The 17,145-nt window shown below is 71.4% G+C and carries 10 protein-coding genes; 4 read left to right on the forward strand and 6 right to left on the reverse strand.

Going from position 1 to position 17,145, the window contains the following annotated elements:
• Positions 1–555: 555 nt before the first annotated feature.
• Positions 556–2,385, reverse strand: a complete 1,830-nt coding sequence (locus CA983_RS09435) for a phosphoenolpyruvate carboxykinase (GTP) (protein WP_086600419.1) — start codon at positions 2,383–2,385, stop codon at positions 556–558.
• A gap of 325 nt (positions 2,386–2,710) precedes the next feature.
• Here CA983_RS09435 and trhA point away from each other — a divergent pair, with 325 nt between their 5' ends.
• From trhA to CA983_RS09450, 3 genes are all read left to right on the forward strand, one after another.
• Entirely contained in the window at positions 2,711–3,424 is a 714-nt protein-coding gene (gene trhA / locus CA983_RS09440) for a PAQR family membrane homeostasis protein TrhA (RefSeq protein ID WP_086600420.1), read from the forward strand.
• A gap of 124 nt (positions 3,425–3,548) precedes the next feature.
• Positions 3,549–4,169, forward strand: coding sequence for a TetR/AcrR family transcriptional regulator (locus tag CA983_RS09445; RefSeq protein ID WP_086600421.1), 621 nt, complete (start codon positions 3,549–3,551; stop codon positions 4,167–4,169).
• 33 nt (positions 4,170–4,202) lie between these two features.
• Positions 4,203–4,928, forward strand: coding sequence for a Mut7-C RNAse domain-containing protein (locus CA983_RS09450; protein ID WP_086600422.1), 726 nt, complete (start codon positions 4,203–4,205; stop codon positions 4,926–4,928).
• Here CA983_RS09450 and CA983_RS09455 read toward each other — a convergent pair.
• From CA983_RS09455 to CA983_RS09475, 5 genes are all read right to left on the reverse strand, one after another.
• Positions 4,925–7,330, reverse strand: coding sequence for a galactose oxidase family protein (locus CA983_RS09455; protein ID WP_086600423.1), 2,406 nt, complete (start codon positions 7,328–7,330; stop codon positions 4,925–4,927). The two genes, CA983_RS09450 and CA983_RS09455, sit on opposite strands and share 4 nt — an antisense overlap.
• Positions 7,327–8,520, reverse strand: coding sequence for a glycosyltransferase (locus CA983_RS09460; RefSeq protein WP_086600424.1), 1,194 nt, complete (start codon positions 8,518–8,520; stop codon positions 7,327–7,329). The genes CA983_RS09455 and CA983_RS09460 overlap by 4 nt, the downstream gene beginning before the upstream one ends.
• Complete coding sequence (locus CA983_RS09465; RefSeq protein ID WP_086600425.1) at positions 8,517–10,166, reverse strand: ArnT family glycosyltransferase; 1,650 nt, start codon at positions 10,164–10,166, stop codon at positions 8,517–8,519. Before CA983_RS09465 ends, CA983_RS09460 begins: the two co-directional genes overlap by 4 nt.
• Entirely contained in the window at positions 10,163–11,452 is a 1,290-nt protein-coding gene (locus CA983_RS09470; protein ID WP_086600426.1) for a glycosyltransferase, read from the reverse strand. Before CA983_RS09470 ends, CA983_RS09465 begins: the two co-directional genes overlap by 4 nt.
• A gap of 137 nt (positions 11,453–11,589) precedes the next feature.
• A complete protein-coding gene (locus tag CA983_RS09475; RefSeq protein WP_086600427.1) occupies positions 11,590–13,623 on the reverse strand; it encodes a thioredoxin domain-containing protein in 2,034 nt (677 codons plus the stop codon).
• Between the two features lie 238 nt (positions 13,624–13,861).
• Here CA983_RS09475 and CA983_RS09480 point away from each other — a divergent pair, with 238 nt between their 5' ends.
• Positions 13,862–17,062, forward strand: a complete 3,201-nt coding sequence (locus CA983_RS09480) for a tetratricopeptide repeat protein (protein WP_086600428.1) — start codon at positions 13,862–13,864, stop codon at positions 17,060–17,062.
• Positions 17,063–17,145 lie beyond the last annotated feature (83 nt).

Genomic DNA, 17,145 nt, shown 5'->3' on the forward strand with positions numbered 1-17,145 from the left:
CCCCCCGACGGCCCCGGTCCGCTGAGCCTCCGCCGAGGGCTCCCCCCGACGGCCCCGGTCCGCGCGCACCCGCAGCGACGCGCGGACCGGGCGCCACTCACCCCTTCGTGAGGGTCCTCGGTAACCCCTTTGTGAGGCCCGTCGGGTACCGCGTCCGGAGCCCTCCATTCCTGTTGCATACCGGAATCGCCCGGTCATCCCCCGTTCACCCGGACCGTCCGCTCCGGCGCCCCCCAGTCCTGCTGCGCGAGGAGGCCGAGCGCCTGGCGGCGGGCCTGCGCGAGACCGAGGCCCGCCGCGCCAGGAGTCCGTCACCCGGTACCTGGAGGACCGGGGCGGACCGGCGGCCGGCGGGTTCGGCGCGTGACGTTCGCCGTCGCCGATGTGCCGTGAGCACGACGAAGGCCCGATGTGCCGTGAGCACGACGAAGGCAGGGGCCCGCACGCCGTTGTGCGAACCCCTGCCTCCCGTGGTGCTGTCACCGCGGCCGGCCGTGACGATGTTGCTGGTCAGGGCACGATCGGAGCCGGCCGCGGCGTCGGTGGAGGGCTGTCTCAGCCCAGGCGCTGCACCAGCGCGCGGTACTCGTCCCACAGCTCCTTGGGCGTGTGCTCGCCGAAGGTGTTGAGGTGCTCGGGGACCAGGGCGGCCTCCTCGCGCCAGACCTCCTTGTCGACCGTGAGCAGGAAGTCCAGGTCGGAGTCGGCCAGTTCGAGGCCGTCGGTGTCCAGGGCCTGCTTGGTCGGCAGGATGCCGATCGGGGTCTCGACGCCCTCCGCCTTGCCCTCCAGACGCTCCACGATCCACTTCAGGACGCGGCTGTTCTCACCGAACCCGGGCCAGACGAACTTGCCCTCGTCGTCCTTGCGGAACCAGTTGACGTAGTAGATCTTCGGCAGCTTGGACTGGTCCTTGCCCTTGGCCACGTCGACCCAGTGGCCCATGTAGTCGCCCATGTTGTAGCCGCAGAACGGCAGCATCGCGAACGGGTCGCGGCGCAGCTCGCCGACCTTGCCCTCGGCGGCGGCGGTCTTCTCGGAGGCCACGTTGGCGCCGAGGAACACGCCGTGGTTCCAGTCGAAGGACTCCGTCACCAGCGGTACGGCGGTGGCGCGGCGGCCGCCGAAGAGGATCGCCGAGATCGGCACGCCCTTCGGGTCCTCCCACTCCGGCGCGATGATCGGGCACTGGGCGGCGGGGACCGTGAAGCGGGCGTTCGGGTGCGCGGCCGGCGTCTGCGACTCGGGCGTCCAGTCGTTGCCCTTCCAGTCGGTGAGGTGGGCGGGCGGCTCCTCGGTCATGCCCTCCCACCAGACGTCGCCGTCGTCCGTCAGCGCCACGTTGGTGAAGACCGCGTTGCCCCACAGCGTCTTCATCGCGTTGGCGTTGGTGTGCTCGCCGGTGCCGGGCGCGACACCGAAGAAGCCCGCCTCGGGGTTGATGGCGTACAGCCGGCCGTCCTCGCCGAAGCGCATCCAGGCGATGTCGTCGCCGATGGTCTCGACCGTCCAGCCGGGGATGGTCGGCTCCAGCATGGCGAGGTTGGTCTTGCCGCAGGCGCTCGGGAAGGCCGCCGCGACGTACTTGGCCTCGCCACGCGGCGGGGTGAGCTTGAGGACCAGCATGTGCTCGGCCAGCCAGCCCTCGTCACGCGCCATCACGGAGGCGATGCGCAGGGCGTAGCACTTCTTGCCGAGCAGGGCGTTGCCGCCGTAGCCGGAGCCGTAGGACCAGATCTCGCGGTCCTCGGGGAAGTGCGAGATGTACTTGGTCGTGTTGCAGGGCCAGGGGACGTCCTCCTGGCCGGGCTCCAGCGGGGCGCCCAGGGTGTGCACGGCCTTGACGAAGAAGCCGTCGGAGCCGAGCTCGTCCAGGACCGCCTGGCCCATGCGGGTCATCGTGCGCATGGAGACGGCGACGTACGCCGAGTCGGTGATCTCGACACCGAGCGCGGACAGCGGCGAGCCGAGCGGGCCCATGCAGAAGGGCACGACGTACATGGTCCGGCCGCGCATCGAGCCGCGGAACAGGCCGCCCTGCCCCTCGGAGCCCTGGAAGATCTCCCGCATCTCGGCGGGGGCCTTCCAGTGGTTGGTCGGGCCCGCGTCCTCCTCCTTCTCGGAGCAGATGAAGGTCCGGTCCTCCACGCGGGCGACGTCGGTGGGGTCGGAGGCCGCGTAGTAGGAGTGGGGGCGCTTGATCGGGTCGAGTTTCCGGAAGGTGCCCTTCTGGACGAGCTCCTCGCACAGTCGCTCGTACTCGGCCTCGGATCCGTCACACCAGACCACGTTGTCCGGCTGGGTCAGCTCGGCGATCTCGCTGACCCACGAGATCAGGCCCTGATGAGTGGTGGGGACGGTGGGAGCCGCGATGTCGCGCGCCACGATTGCTCCTAAATGAGGGATTTTTTGATGTGGAGGCCCCGTGGGGGCTGCGACCCGGATGCTTCACGGTGAAACCTGGCGCTCATCCGGTGCCGACCGCACTCATTTGATCATCCGACGCTCGCGCCCATCTGTCCAGAGGAGCGCACAGGTGAGCAACGTGAGGATCGCCACGGTTTCTCGCGCCCCTTTACATGCACGTTGGGTTCACCTGACTGTCCGTTTGCGTAACCATCGTTCGGCCACGATGAGAGGATGGCCACTCTTCATCGGCCGATCGACCGGACCGACACGTCACTTACGGTTCCGTAGCTACCATTCGGCCATGACTGCGTTCGCCCCCGACGCGCCTTCGGACACGCCGGCCGACGGCCGTGGTCCCACGGCGCTCTCCCTGCCGCATCCGGTGAAGCCCAAGCTGCGCGGCTGGCTTCACCTCGGTATGTTCCCGGCCGTCCTCGTGGCGGGCCTGGTGCTGACCGCCCTCGCGGACTCGACCAGAGGGCGCATCGCCTGCGGGATCTTCGCACTGACGGCGTGCCTGCTGTTCGGTGTGAGCGCGCTGTACCACCGCGGCAACTGGAGCCCGCGCATGGACGGCGTGCTGCGCCGACTGGATCACGCCAACATCTTCCTGATCATCGCGGGCACCTACACGCCGCTGGCCATGCTGCTCCTGCCGGGCGCCAAGGGGCAGTGGCTGCTGTGGGGCATCTGGGCCGCGGCGGCGGCCGGCATCCTCTTCCGCGTCTTCTGGGTCGGCGCCCCGCGCTGGCTCTACACGCCGTGCTACATCGCGATGGGCTGGGCGGCCGTCTTCTACCTGCCGGACTTCCTGCGGACCGGCGGCGTCGCCGTCCTGGTCCTGGTCATCGTCGGCGGCGTGCTCTACAGCGCGGGCGGCGTGATCTACGGCATCCAGCGGCCCAACCCCTCACCGCGCTGGTTCGGCTTCCACGAGGTGTTCCACTCCTTCACCCTGGCGGCCTTCATCGCGCACTACGTGGGGATCTCGCTGGTGGCGTACCAGCACGGCTAGAAACCCACTCGACGTTCACAAACCCGCTCGACGTTCCCGGCCACGGCTTTCGAGCCGTGGCCGTTTTCTTTGTACCCGAGGCGAAATTGACAGTGGGTGATGATTGAGAGTTACTGTCGATTTCATGGCCAGTGTCACCCCCGCCGACCGGCCCCCACTGGGACTCCGGGAGCGGAAGAAGATCAAGACTCGCCGGGCGATCCGCGCCGCGACCTACGCGCTGATCGAGGAGCAGGGTTACGACGCCACGACGATCGAGCAGATCGCCGACCGGGCCGAGGTGTCGCCGTCGACCGTCTTCCGGTACTTCCCGACCAAGGAGGACATCGTCGTCACCGACGCGTGGGACCCGGTGATACCGGCGGAGCTGCGGGCCCGGCCGCGGGACGAGTCGTGGGCCGACGTCCTGCGGCACGTAATGCGCACGGCCCTCGACGTGAGCCTCGCCGTGGAGCCCGAGGTGACCCGGCTGCGGAGCCGGCTCGGGGTCGAGGTCCCCGCCGTCCGCGCCCGCATGACGGAGAGCATGGCGGCGACCGGCCGGCTGCTCCGCGAGGCCCTCGCCGAGCGCTCCGGGCTCGACCCCGACAGCCTGGAGCTACGGGTCTTCGCCATGTCCGTGATGGGCGGGCTGATGGAGGTCTCCCACTACTGGGCCGAGACCGGCCACCAGGACGACGTCCGGGATCTCGTCGACCGTGCCCTGGACGTCCTGGAACACGGCCTGGCGACCGGAAAACCCTGAGGCCGGCGCCCCCCGCCGTGACATCCTGACCGGGTGAACGGTCCCGAGATCCACGTCGAGTTCGCACCCGAGCTGCACGTGTTCCTCCCCCAGGCCCGGCGGGCGGGCACCCTGCGCGCCACCACCGACGGCGTCTCCAGCCTGGGCCATGTCGTCGAGTCGCTGGGTGTGCCGCTGACCGAGGTGGGCGCCCTGGTCGTGGACGGCCGCGAGGTGCCCGTCTCGCACGTCCCGGCGGCCGGCGAGTCGGTGACCGTACGGACGGTGGCCCGCCCCCAGCGGGTGCCGGGCGCCCCCCTGCGCTTCCTCCTCGACGTGCACCTCGGCACGCTGGCCCGTCGGCTGCGGCTGCTCGGCGTGGACACGGCCTACGAGTCGACCGACATCGGCGACCCTGCGCTCGCGGCGCGTTCGGCGGCCGAGCAGCGGGTCATGCTGAGCCGCGACCGGGGGTTGCTGCGGCGCCGCGAGCTGTGGGCGGGGGCGTTCGTCTACAGCACCCGGCCGGAGGAGCAGCTCCGGGACGTTCTGGACCGCTTCCAGCCGGACCTGCGGCCCTGGACGCGGTGCACGGCCTGCAACGGGCTGCTGCGCGAGGCCACCAAGAACGAGGTCGCCGACCAGCTCAGACACGGCACGCATGCCACGTACGACGTGTTCGCGCAGTGCACGGAGTGCGGCCGGGCGTATTGGAAGGGCGCGCATCACGAGCAGCTGGAAGCCATCGTGGAGCGCGCCCTCGCCGAGTTCGGAAGCTAGCTTCTCCTCACGTCTCCCTTACCGCAGGCGATCCCGTCCCCGTTGCGGTCCAGGCGCAGTGGGTCGTCCTTGCCGTTGACCTTCAGGCGGCCGTAGTCGTTCGCCTTGAGCCACTCGCAGCGGGCGGCCGTCGTCTTCTTCACCTCCGCCGGGAAGTCGGTCGGCACGCAGACGTTGATCGAGCCGTAGTGGCGGTCGCAGCCGGAGATCGTCGGGCTGACCTTCTGCGACGTGCGCTTCCTGCCGGGCCCCGCGACCTTGCCCTCGGGCGAGTCCGCGAAGTCGTGGACATGCGCCGAGGCGTCCGTCGCCTTGAGCGCCTGCGGGCCCTGGAGGTGCACCCACTTCGCCACCGACGGCACCCCGTTCGCGTCCACCGCGAAGAGCATGTACCAGCCGGGCGGGGCCAGGTTGGGGTTGCTCGTCACGTTGAGGTCGACGTTGTCGCCGTCGACGGACAGCGGCAGGTCCACGAACCGCTGGTTCGGGTCGGAGGAGTGCGTGACGGCGGCCGGGCGGATCAGCTCGGCCTTGGCGATGGGCCGGTCGACGGTGATCCGCTGGGTGTCGCCGTAGGTCCACTCGGTGTCGATCACCGAGGTGATCGCCGGCCGCGGGCCCTTGAACAGGTAGGGCGGGCTGTAGACCGACACGTCGTGGTTCCAGGAGCCGTTGCCGGGGTTGTCGCCCGTGGTCATCACGCGGCCGTCGGGGAGCAGGAACGCCGAGGAGTGGTAGCCGCGCGCCTCGGGGTCGACGGCCACCGGGTCGAAGGTCTCGGACTCGGGGTCGAAGACCGACGTCTCGTAGACCGGGTTGGCGCGGTTGTGCAGCGCGCCGCCCGTCTCCAGCACCTTGCCGTCCGGGAGGAGCACCGCGGAGACGTACATCTTGCCCTGGTTCCCGGTCTGCGGGACGGGCCCGTTGCCGAGGTCGACCGTGCCCTGCGGGATCGGCGGCCCGGCCACATAGGACGGGTTGGGCTGCTTGAGGTCGATGATGTCGGTCAGGCGGTTCGCCTCCGGGTTGGAGTCGATGTTGCCGCCGCCCAGGGTGAGGACCTTCTGGTCCTGCGCCGGGGGCAGCAGCACGCTGGCCGACTGGTCGCGCTCGTCCTTCTTCTGCAGGCCCGGGACCTGGGTGGTGGTGTTGGCGCCGTAGTCGTAGATCGCCGAGCCGGTGCCGGGGATGTTGTTGCCGAAGACGTGGCTGCCCGAGTAGAAGAGGCGGCCGTCCTGCATGAGGATCATCGACGGGTACAGGCCCCAGTACGACCAGGTCTGGTTGACCTTCCACAGCGGCTGCCACCGCTGCTCGGCCTCGGAGAACAGCTCGGCGGCGACCGAGCCGGTGGAGTCCTCCTTCAGGCCGCCGAAGGAGATGATGTCGCCGTTGCCGAGGATCGTGGCCGACGGGTACCAGTGGCCGTCGTTCATGTCGTTGGTCTTCGTGTAGGTCTCGGTCTCCGGGTCGAAGATGTACGAGTCCTTGTAGCCCTGGTAGCCGACGCGGCCGTCCGCCGACGGATAGCCCTTGTTGCCGCTCATCACCAGCACGCGCCCGTCCTGGAGCTGCACATGGCCGGCGCAGAACATGTCCTTCGGCGTGGGGACGACCTTGTAGGTGCCCTTCTGCGGGTCGTACACCGCCGACGTGAAGGTGCCCGCCTTGAACATCGACTCGTCGTTGCCGGAGCCCGCGATGAGCAGCACCTTGCCGCCCCGCAGGACGACCGAGTGCATGGAGCGGACGGGGTTCTGCGTGGGCAGCACGTCCCACTTGCCGTTGGCGCACTGCTCGGCCGTGCCCGTGCACTTCGGCGGCAGGACCGGATCGGGGACCTGGTCCATCCTGTAGTCGTCGGTCGTGGCCGAGCCGGTGCCGTAGACGGAGACACCCCAGGAGATGCGGTCGGTGCCGGCCGGGACCTCGGGGGTGCGGACCGTGGCCTCGGTCCAGCCGCCCGCCAGGTCCAGCGTCTTGAGGTCGGTCCAGTACTGCCAGCCGGCCGTCGCGTCGTGCCGGAACAGCGTGATCGACGCGTCGGGCGTGGTCGTCTTGTACCAAAGGCCGAGGTCGTACTGCTTGCCCGGCGTCACCACCGGCGCGCACGCGGCGGACTCCGTGATCAGCGCCTTGCGGTCGCCGTCGGCGCGGCGGGTCAGCTCGACCTTCATGGCCTTGGAGCCGGTGTGCGCGTCGGCCGTGGTGGTGAAGGTGAAGTCGTTGTCGCCCCAGCCGGACTTCTCCCAGCAGTACGGCATGTCGCCGGTGCCGGCGGTCTCGAAGCCCGGGTTCCTGATGAGGTTGGCGGCGGAGGCGGGCTGGGGCGCGGTCAGCAGGAGACCGGCCGTGAGCGCGCCCACGCCCACGAGTGCGGTCCTTCTCCGGTATCTGTTCACACGGCTCTCCTCGCGGTGCGGCTCTCGGGCACGGGCTTCTCGGGGCCCCGGCGCGGCAGATAGACCAGCGCTTCGGTGGCCGCGAAGCGCAGGACGAACGTCGTCACCAGCGCGAGCGCCGTGGCGGACAGCACGCCCAGGTGGAACTGGTGCACGAACAGCGCGATCAGCGGGATGCGCAGCACCAGATCGGCGTTGGCGAGCAGCGCGAACCGCCCGGCCCGGTCCCACCAGCGGCGGTGCCGGCGCCGCTCGCGGAACAGCAGGTGCTCGATGAGCACGAAGTTCCAGGCGACGCCGAGCTGGTTGGCGAGGATCTCCGCCGGTATGTAGTGCATGCCGACGGCGGTCAGCGCCCACAGGCCCAGCAGGTTCGGTACGAAGCCGGTGAGCCCGATCAGGCCGAAGCCGACCATGCGCGCGACCGGTGAGGCCGCGCGCAGCCCGGCCAGGTGGCGCAGGAAGCGCAGGCCCTCCTGCGCGGTGGACTTGGACTCCCCGGCGAACCGGTCCTGGAAGACGAAGGGCACCTCGGTGACCGTGCGGGGGCGGCTGCGGACGGCGAGTTCGAGGAGGATCTTGTAGCCGAGCGGCTGGAGCACCTCGGCCGTGACCGCGCTGCGGCGGATCGCGAAGAAGCCGCTCATCGGGTCGCTGATGCCGTGCAGCCGGCGCGGGAACAGCGCCTTGGTCAGCCAGGTCGCCCCGCGCGAGACGGCCACGCGGTAGCTGCCCGCGAGCCCGGCCCGGCTGCCGCCCTTGATGTACCGGGAGGCGACGACCAGCCCGGCGTTCGCCCGCTCGCCGGTGGCGACCAGGTCGGGCACGAGGGACGGCGGGTGCTGGCAGTCGCCGTCCATGACGACGATCCAGTCGGACGTGGCCGCCTTCAGCCCCTCGACGACCGCGCCGCCGAGCCCGCCCACCGGCTCCTGGCGGTGCAGCACGGTCACCGGGAAGGGGCAGTCCTGCGCCGCCTCCTGGATGACCTCGGGCGTGTCGTCGGTGGAGTCGTCCACGAAGACGACCTCGCAGGGCAGCCGGGCCGGGACGGACTCGGTGATCTGGCGGAGCAGCTGCCGTACGTTCGCCGACTCGTTGAACGTCGGTACGACGATGGTGACGGCGCCCGGTTCGGGGATCTCGGCGGTCTCGACGACCTCACCGGGGACGGTGGACTCCTGGCTCATCGCGCGCCTCCGGCGGTGGTCTGGATCTGGCGGATCTCGATGCGGTCCGCACCGGTGCCGAAGGTGGCGACCGGGGCCGAGTGCTCCATGGCGGCCTTGACGTTGGGCAGGTCGGCCGCGTCCCGCCGCACGGTCGGCGAGGCGACGACGTAGTCGAGGTCCTTCCAGCCGCGCGGCATCGTCTTCGTCACGGCCGGGTCGAGGTCGGCCTTGTAGAACCAGATGACGCCGAGGCCCGGCCGGTAGCCCTGGTGCACGAGGTCGAGCCAGAGGGCGTCGTCGACCAGGACCCGGGTGCGCTCCGGGTGCTCGACCTCGGTGGCCAGCCATTTGGACGCGGCCTTGTACGGGGCGTTGGCGTCGGTGGTGACGGCGGTGCGGGCGCCGTCGTACCAGTGCGGTACGACGTAGGAACCGGCGGCGACGGCGAGGACCGTGGCGAGCGCGTACCGGCCCACGCTGACGTACCGTTTCTCCGCCTCGGAGCGCCAGCGGCTCAGCACCGCGTGGGCGACGGAGGCGGTTCCTCCGGCGAGGACGAGAGCGAGGAACGGCAGGGCCTGGATGACGTACATCGCGGGCAGGTAGCCGTTGGGGCGCAGGGCCAGCGCCGCGAAGATCGCGACGGCCAGGGCCGGTCCGGCCAGGGCGCGGGCGGTGACCGACCAGCGCCAGGTGAGGAGCAGCAGCAGGGCGCCCGCGAGGCCGCCGAGGGGGAGGATCTTGTCGTAGTACAGCCATGACTGGAGCACGCCCCAGGAGCCGGAGCCCTGGTCGAGGATGAAGCCCGAGCCGGGCCTGGTCATCTGGTACTTGACGCCGTCCCAGAGGGAGACGTGCCCGGCGCCCGGCAGCAGTTCGCCCTTGAGCAGGGCGAACAGCGGGTACGCGAAGCCGATCATGGCGCAGGCCGTGACGGCTCCGGTGAGGGCGAACTTGCGGGTGTCCTTGTGGCTGTGCCGCCACATGGTGAGGAACAGCGCGGGCAGGACGATGAGCATCGTCTCTTTGGTGAGGACGGCCGTGGCGGCCGCCATCCCCGCGCCGAAGTGGTGCCAGAGGTGGCGGCTCGGGGACGCGGCCAGGGTGAAGGCCAGCAGCGTCCACATCACCGCGAGGTTGTCGAGGAAGATCTCCCGCTGGAGGACGACCGACAGCGGCGAGAGTCCGAAGAACACCATGCCGAGCGCGGCCGCCCAGCGGGGCAGGGCGAGGCGGCGGCCCAGCACGTAGACGAGGACCGCGCTGATGCCGCTGATCACCAGCATCGCGGCGCGCATGGAGCCCACCGTCATCGACTCGGGGCTGATCAGCGCCGGGATCCAGGTCAGCACGGCGATCTGGATCCAGCCGAGCGGCGGGTGGTCGTACCAGTAGGTGTAGTGGGCGAGGCCGTTGCCCTGCTGGACCGACCAGGCCTGGGCGAGGTAGGTGCCCTCGTCGTCGCTGAGGGCCGGGTAGTCGGCGATGTTCCAGCCCTGCACGACGAGGATCGCCACGAGGAGGACACCGCACAGGAGCAGGTCGGGCCGGGAGGAGCGCAGCCGCCTCGGCGGCTCCACGCGTCGGTGCGCAACGGTGCCGGACACAGGCCGGCGCTGCGCGGGGACCTTCGCTGTGGTCACCGCGGGAAGGGTGGAGGTCACGCGGGAACGTCCTCTCGGGTCGCGGGAACGCCCTGCCGGCTCACGGCCGTCTCGTCGAGATGCGCGCCGACATGGGTCGTCAGCTCCCAGTCGTTGCGGCCGCGCTGCTCACGCCACACGGCACGGACGGCCGCCCCGGCGAGCAGGACCTGGTAGAAGGGGCCGCCCACGACCAGCTTCAGGTAGTGCGCGAACCGCACACGCAGCCCGTACTGCTTGCCGAAGTCGTGCAGCCCGACGATCTCGAAGACGAAGGTGACCAGGGCGGTGACCGCCGGCAGGAAGGTGATGAAGGCGATGCCGACGGGCACGTCCAGGAACAGCGCGATCGCCACGTTCAGCGGGATGACCAGGCCGGTGAAGGCCTGCATGAACGGCGTCATCAGGGTGTAGCGGGCGAGCAGCCGCTGCCCGAGGGTGGGCAGTTGCTTCCAGTCCTTCTTCCGGTAGACCTGGAGGAACCCCTGGTTCCAGCGGGTGCGCTGCTTCAGCAGGGACATCAGCGAGCCCGGGGTCTCCTCCCGGGTCACCATGTCGGAGTCGTAGGCGACGACGACCTTCTTGCCGACGCTGGAGAGCCTCACGCCCAGGTCGCAGTCCTCGGCGAGGCAGTTCGGGTCCCAGCCGCCGGCGTCCCTGAGGACGCCCGTGCGGACGAAGACGGTGTTGCCGCCGAGCGGGATGAAACCTTTCTGCGCGTGCAGGTGGAGCCGCGAGCGGAACCAGAAGAAGTACTCCAGGCAGTTGCGCAGGCTGTACCAGCTGGAGTGGAAGTTGATCAGCTGCACCCCGCCCTGGACGACGTCCGCGCCGGTGGTGCGGAAGGCGTGGTCGACGTGCGCGAGGAGCTCGGGGTGGACCTGGTCCTCCGCGTCGAAGACACCGACGACGTCGCCGCGGCAGTGCGGCAGCGCCGTGTTCATGGCCTTCGGCTTGTTCTTCTTCTCGTGCGTGTCGACGACGACACGGACCCGTGGATCACGTGCCGCGGCGTGCTCGGCCACGGCGGTGGTCTCCGGGTCGTCGTGCCCGACGATCACGATGATCTCGAAGTCGGTGTGGCTCGACTCCAGCAGCCGCTGGATCGTGTGGTCCAGCACCGCCTGCTCGTGCCGGGCGGGCAGCAGCAGCGAGAACGAGACGTGCTCGTCCCCGTCCGGACTGCTGAACCGCGTGGAGGCGAGCACTTCCGGCGTACGCCAGGCGTGCATCTGCCACCACAGGGTGAAGGCCGCCATCCAGAACAGGGCCAGTGAAACGGCAGCGATGAAGACAGACGTCAGCAAACAGATCCCCCCAGATCCCAGAACCCCCCGCCGCGACGGCTCACCTCATCCGTCACGGCACTGTGCAGAGATTAGGGGGGAACTGTGAAGCCTGGGGGCTGTTCAGATAAAGAGCATGTTTCCGTCGATTCCCGACTTCAGTTGCTCAACGCCGCTCGCAACCTCTCGGCATCGGTCGTCGGGGCGTCGCATGTGAAGTTACGGCAGACGTACGCGGCCGGTTCACCGCCGACCAGCGGACGGTCCGCGAGCAGCGGAAACTCGTCGCTGCCGGGGGCGCCGACGGCGACCACCGCACCGGGCGCGGTGCCCAGAAGTGCCGTGCGGTGCAGGGTCCTCGTGCCCTCGTGGTCGAGCGACGGTCCCACGATCGCGACCTCACGCGGCCCGTCCAGCGCGGCCTCCGCGGCGGCGAGCCCCCAGCCGATGAAGCGGGGCACGCGCGGCCCGAGCGCCTTGACGACGCCGAGGGCCCGCTCGGCGGCGGTGCGGTGGGGCCCGGACCCGGTGTGCGCGGCGTAGCTCAGCAGGGCGCTCGCCGCCGCGGTCCAGCCGGACGGGGCGGCGTTGTCGGTCGGGTCCTGCGGGCGGCGGATCAGCCGCTCGGCGTCGGCGGCGGTGTCGAACAGGGCGCCCGACTCCTCGTCGGTGAAACGGGCCAGGACGTGGTCGAGGAGGAACCCGGCGAACTCCAGCCAGACGCCCTCCCCGGTGACGGACGCCAGCGCGAGGAAGCCCTCCGCCACGTCGGCGTAGTCCTCCAGCACGCCCGCGTTGGCGCCGGCGTGGCCGTCCTTGCTGGTGCGGGTGATGTGGACCCGCTCGTCGAGGTGCAGCCGGACGAGGAGGTCGGCGGCGGCGAGGGCGGCCTCGACGAGGTCGGGCCGGTCGAAGCAGGCGCCGGTCTCGGCCAGGGCGGCGATCGCGAGCCCGTTCCAGGCGGCGACGACCTTGTCGTCCCGGCCGGGGGCGGGACGCTCGGCCCGCGCCGCCAGCAGGCGCTCGCGGATCGAGGCGATCTTCTCGGCGTCGAACAGACCGTCCTGCTGGGGCAGTTGGAGGACGGACTGGCCGTGCTCGAAGGTGCCCTCCTCGGTGACGCCGAAGTACCGGGCGGCGAGTTCGGCATCCTGCTCGCCGAGGACCTCGCGCAGTTGCTCCGGCGTCCACACGTAGTACGCGCCCTCGACGTGCTTCCCGGTCCCGTCGTCGCTGTCGGCGTCCAGCGCGGAGGCGAACCCGCCCTCGTGCGTGCGCAGTTCGCGCACCATGAAGTCGGCCGTCTCCAGGGCGACCCGGCGGGCGAGCTCGGAGCCGGTGGCACGCCAGAGGTGGGCGTAGACCCGGCACAGCAGGGCGTTGTCGTACAGCATCTTCTCGAAGTGCGGCACGATCCAGTCGCGGTCGACCGAGTAGCGGGCGAAACCCCCGCCGAGCTGGTCGTAGATGCCGCCGCGGGCCATGCGCTCGCAGGTGTCCTGCGCCATCTGGAGGGCGCCCTCGGCGCCGGTGCGGGCGTGGTGGCGCAGCAGGAACTCCAGCACCATGGACGGCGGGAACTTCGGCGCCCCGCCGAATCCGCCGCGCTGCGGGTCGTACTCGCGGGTGAGCGCGAGCAGCGCCTGCGCGAGCTCCTGCTCGCCGGGCGTCCGGGCGTCGCCGTAGGAGATCTCCCGCCCGGCCAGGTCCCGGACGATCTTCCCGGCGACCTCGGTGACCTCGTCCCGCCGCTCCTCCCACGCCTGGTGGACGCCCTGGAGCACCTGCCGGAAGGAGGGCATGCCCTGGCGCGGGGCGGGCGGGAAGTACGTGCCGAAGTAGAACGGCTCGGCGTCCGGGGTGAGGAAGACGGTCATGGGCCAGCCGCCGTGGCCGGTCGCGGCCTGCACGGCCTCCATGTAGACCGCGTCGACGTCCGGGCGCTCCTCGCGGTCCACCTTCACGCTCACGTAGTGCGCGTTGAGGTACTCGGCGGTCTGCTGGTCCTCGAAGGACTCGTGTGCCATGACGTGACACCAGTGACAGCTGCTGTAGCCGATGCTGAGCAGCACGGGCACGTTCCGTTTGCGGGCCTCCTCGAAGGCCTCCGCCGACCAGGGCCACCAGTCGACGGGGTTGTCGGCGTGCTGCAGGAGGTAGGGGGACGTCTCGTGCGCCAGTCGGTTCGGCATGGTGTCCATCCTGCCGCAGTACCCGGCCCAGCACGCGTCAGGCGCCGCGCGGGCGCCGCCCGGGGCGCACGCCCGACGGACGCGCGGCGCCTCAACCCGCCCGTGTCTTCACATAATCGGGCGGGGCACGCCCCCTCGCCCCGATGCGCCGTCGGCAGCACACTTGACCAAGGAAACGACCGAGGGAACGACCGAGGTGACTAGCGAGCGCGCCGTCGCCGCCGGAGGGGGACGTGACATGCGGGACAGTCATCGGGCGGATGCCGAGCGGCTGTTGGCACGGGCCGTGGAGGAGGAGGTGCGCCGCACGGGCGGGCGCACCGACGGGAAGGTGCTGCTCGCCCGGGCGCGCGGGGCGCTCGACGCGATGGCGCAGAGCTCGGCCGAGGAGTACGAGGCCTACACGCGCGCCCTGGACGAGGCGGCGGCCGGGCAGCTCACCTTCGGGCAGCGCTACGCCCGGGAGGGCGGCGGGACACCGCTGCTGGTGGCCGGGGTCGCGGCGGTCGCGGCCGTCGTCGCCGACATGGCCCTGGGCACGAGTACCGGGACGGCGCTGGGCGCGGGCGTGACCGTGGGTGTCGTGGGCGCGGCGGCGACCGTCGTGAAGGTCGTCGGCTCGCATCTGCCGGCCGCGCACCGCCGGGCCGGCGCCGCGAGCCAGCCGGGCGGGCCCGAACAGCTGCGGCTCCAGTGGCTGACGGCACTGGAGGTGCGGGGCATCCGGCCGTTCCTCGACCAGCAGCGGGTGCTCGCCGCCTCCACGGGGCCGAAGAAGACGGGGCCGCGGCTGCGGGGCGCCGACAAGAGCGCGGCGGCGCGCGGGCGCAACGTGCTGGAGCAGTCCTTCGCGCAGCTCCCGGAACCGGCGGAGCCGTTCGCGGGGCGGCGCCACGAGCTGGCGCAGATCCGGCAGTGGGTGCAGGCGGCCCGGGCGAGCACCGAGACCCAGCCGACGGTGGTCGTCCTGCACGGCACGCCGGGCAGCGGCCGTACGACCCTCGCGGTGCACGCCACGCACGAGCTGAAGGACTACTTCCGCGGCGCCTGCGTCGTCGACCTGCGCTCCGACGGCCCGGGCGAGTCGCCGCTGTCCACCCGCGACGCCCTGCTGCATCTGCTCAACCGGCTCGGCGCGCCCCGCGAGCAACTGCTGTTCCGCGAGCGCTCCTCCCCCGACCAGCAGGTCAAGCGGCTGAGCGAGCTGTACCACCAGCATCTGACCGGCCTGCCGGTCACGGTCGTCCTGGACGACGCCTCCGACGCCGAGCAGGTCCGCGCCCTGGTGCCGGAGCGGTCCGACAGTCTGGTCCTGGTGACCGCGCGGAAACCCCTGGAGCTGCCGGAGCTGCCCGCGCGGGTGCATCAGCTCGCAGTCGAGCCGCTGGACGCCGCCGGTGCGGAGGAACTGCTGGGCGCGGCGGCGCAGGACCGTTCCGGTCCGTACGACGCCGAGTCCGCCGACCGGGTCCGGGAGCTGTGCGGCGGGCTGCCGCTGGCGCTGCGCATCGCCGGCTCGTGCCTGGGCCCGCGCTCGCCGCGCGCGCTGGCCACGGACCTCGGAGCGTACGGCCCGGTCGAGCCGGTCGAGCGCGCCCTGTGGCTGCGCTACACCGACCAGCCGGAGCCCGTACGGCGGCTGCTGCGCCGGCTGGCCCTGGCCGGCCGGGCCTCGCTGGGCGCCGCCGCGGCCGCCGCGCTGCTGGCCACCGACGAGGCCGAGGCGAAACGCCGCCTCCAGGCCCTGACCCGGGCGGGCCTGATCGACCACGTCCGGGGCGACCGCTACCGGCTGCACGACCTGGTCCGCGCGTTCGCCCAGGCCCGGCTCCTCGACGAGGAGGACCCTGCCGAGCGCACGGCGGCACAGGAACGGCTGATCGTGAACTACGCCGAGCTGGCCGACTCGGTGCTGCGCATGGTCGACGGCAACATGTCGACCCGCACCAACCGCTTCAGCCCGTACGGCTTCCCCTCCCTCGACGAGGCCCTGCGCTGGCTGGACGACGAGTCGAGCTTCATCACCGCGGCGCTGCGGCACGCCGAGGGCGTGAACCAGACGGCGGTCCTGAACCTCCTGGGCGCCCTGTGCGACTACTGCCTGCTGCGCGGCGACCTCTACCGCCTCGGCGAGATCAGCGAGCTGGCCCAGGCGGTGGACGAGGGCCTGCTGGTCCGCTCGGTGCAGTGGCGCACCGGCATCGCGGCACGGCAGCTCGGCGAGCTGGACAAGGCCCGCACCACCCTGACCTCGGTCGTCGACCTGTACCGGGAGGCCCACCACGACGCGGGTGCCGCCCGCGCCCTGTGCTCCCTCGGCATCACCCTGCACCACCAGGGCAATCTGACGGAGGCGTCGGCGAAGCTCCGCGAAGCCCTGGCCCTGCAGTCCTCCCCCGAGCTGGCGACGGACCGGGCGTGGACGATGCACGCCCTGGCGGCCGTGGAGCGCGACCGCGCCCGGGTGGCCGAGGCGCTGGACCTGCTCACCGAGTCGCTGGTGCTGCACCGCGCCGGCGAGTCCGTGCACGGCCAGGCGTGGGCCCACTTCCAGCTCGGCCAGCTCGGCCTGCGCATGGGGGACGTCCCGCGCGCCGAGTCCGAGCTGCGCGCGGCCCTGGAGCTGTACGGCCGCACCCGCGACGCCCGCGGCGAGGCCTGGGCCCTGACCCAGCTGGCCCGCGCCCGGCTGGTCGCCGGTGACGCGTCCCCGGCCGTGGAGGAACTGCGCGGGGCCGCCGCCCGGCACCGCGACAACGAGGACGCGCGCGGCGAGGCGTGGACCCTGTACTACCTCGGCCAGGCCCTGGAGGAGACGGGCAACCTGGACCAGGCGGTCCGCGAACTGGAACGCTCCCGCACGATGTTCTCCCGCATGCGGGACGTCTACGGCCTGGCCTGCGCCCGCCACCACTCGGCGCGCGTCACCCGCGACCAGCGCGCGGCCCAGACGGGCTCGCTGCGCAACTCGGGCTTCGCCCGCCAGCTCCTGGTGGACGCCCGCGCCGACTTCCAGCGCATCGGCGTCGCCCACGGCGAGGCGTGGACCTGCCTGGAACTGGCGATCGTGGACGCGGGCAACGCCCGCACCCAACAGGCCCTGGCGCTGTGCGACGAGGCGACGGCCCTCTTCACGTCGTACGGCGACCGCCGGGGCGAGGACTGGGCCCGCTTCCTGCGCTGCACGCTCCTGCCGTACGCGGCCCCCGGCGGCATCGAGGTCGGCACGGCCGTGGCCCAGGAGGAACTGGCCGAGCTGTCCCGCGCGAGCCATCCGCTGCGCGACCAGAAACTGGACGACTACCTCGACGCGTACGCCTTGCTGCTGGAACGCGGCGTGACCCTGGAGGCCGGCTGGCAGGCCTGGCGCCTGGGCATGGTGCCGAACCGGCATGCGCGGGAGGTGATGGGGGTGGTGGTCGCGGCGGAACAGAAGTGAGCGGCCCCGCACGAGTCGTTGTCGGACGTTTCGCAGACGACGGGACGGCGGGACTGCCACCGTAGGAAGGCAGTCGCAGCGTG

Origin of the sequence: Streptomyces swartbergensis (assembly GCF_002148965.1) — a bacterium.
Classification (GTDB): Bacteria; Actinomycetota; Actinomycetes; order Streptomycetales; family Streptomycetaceae; genus Streptomyces; species Streptomyces swartbergensis.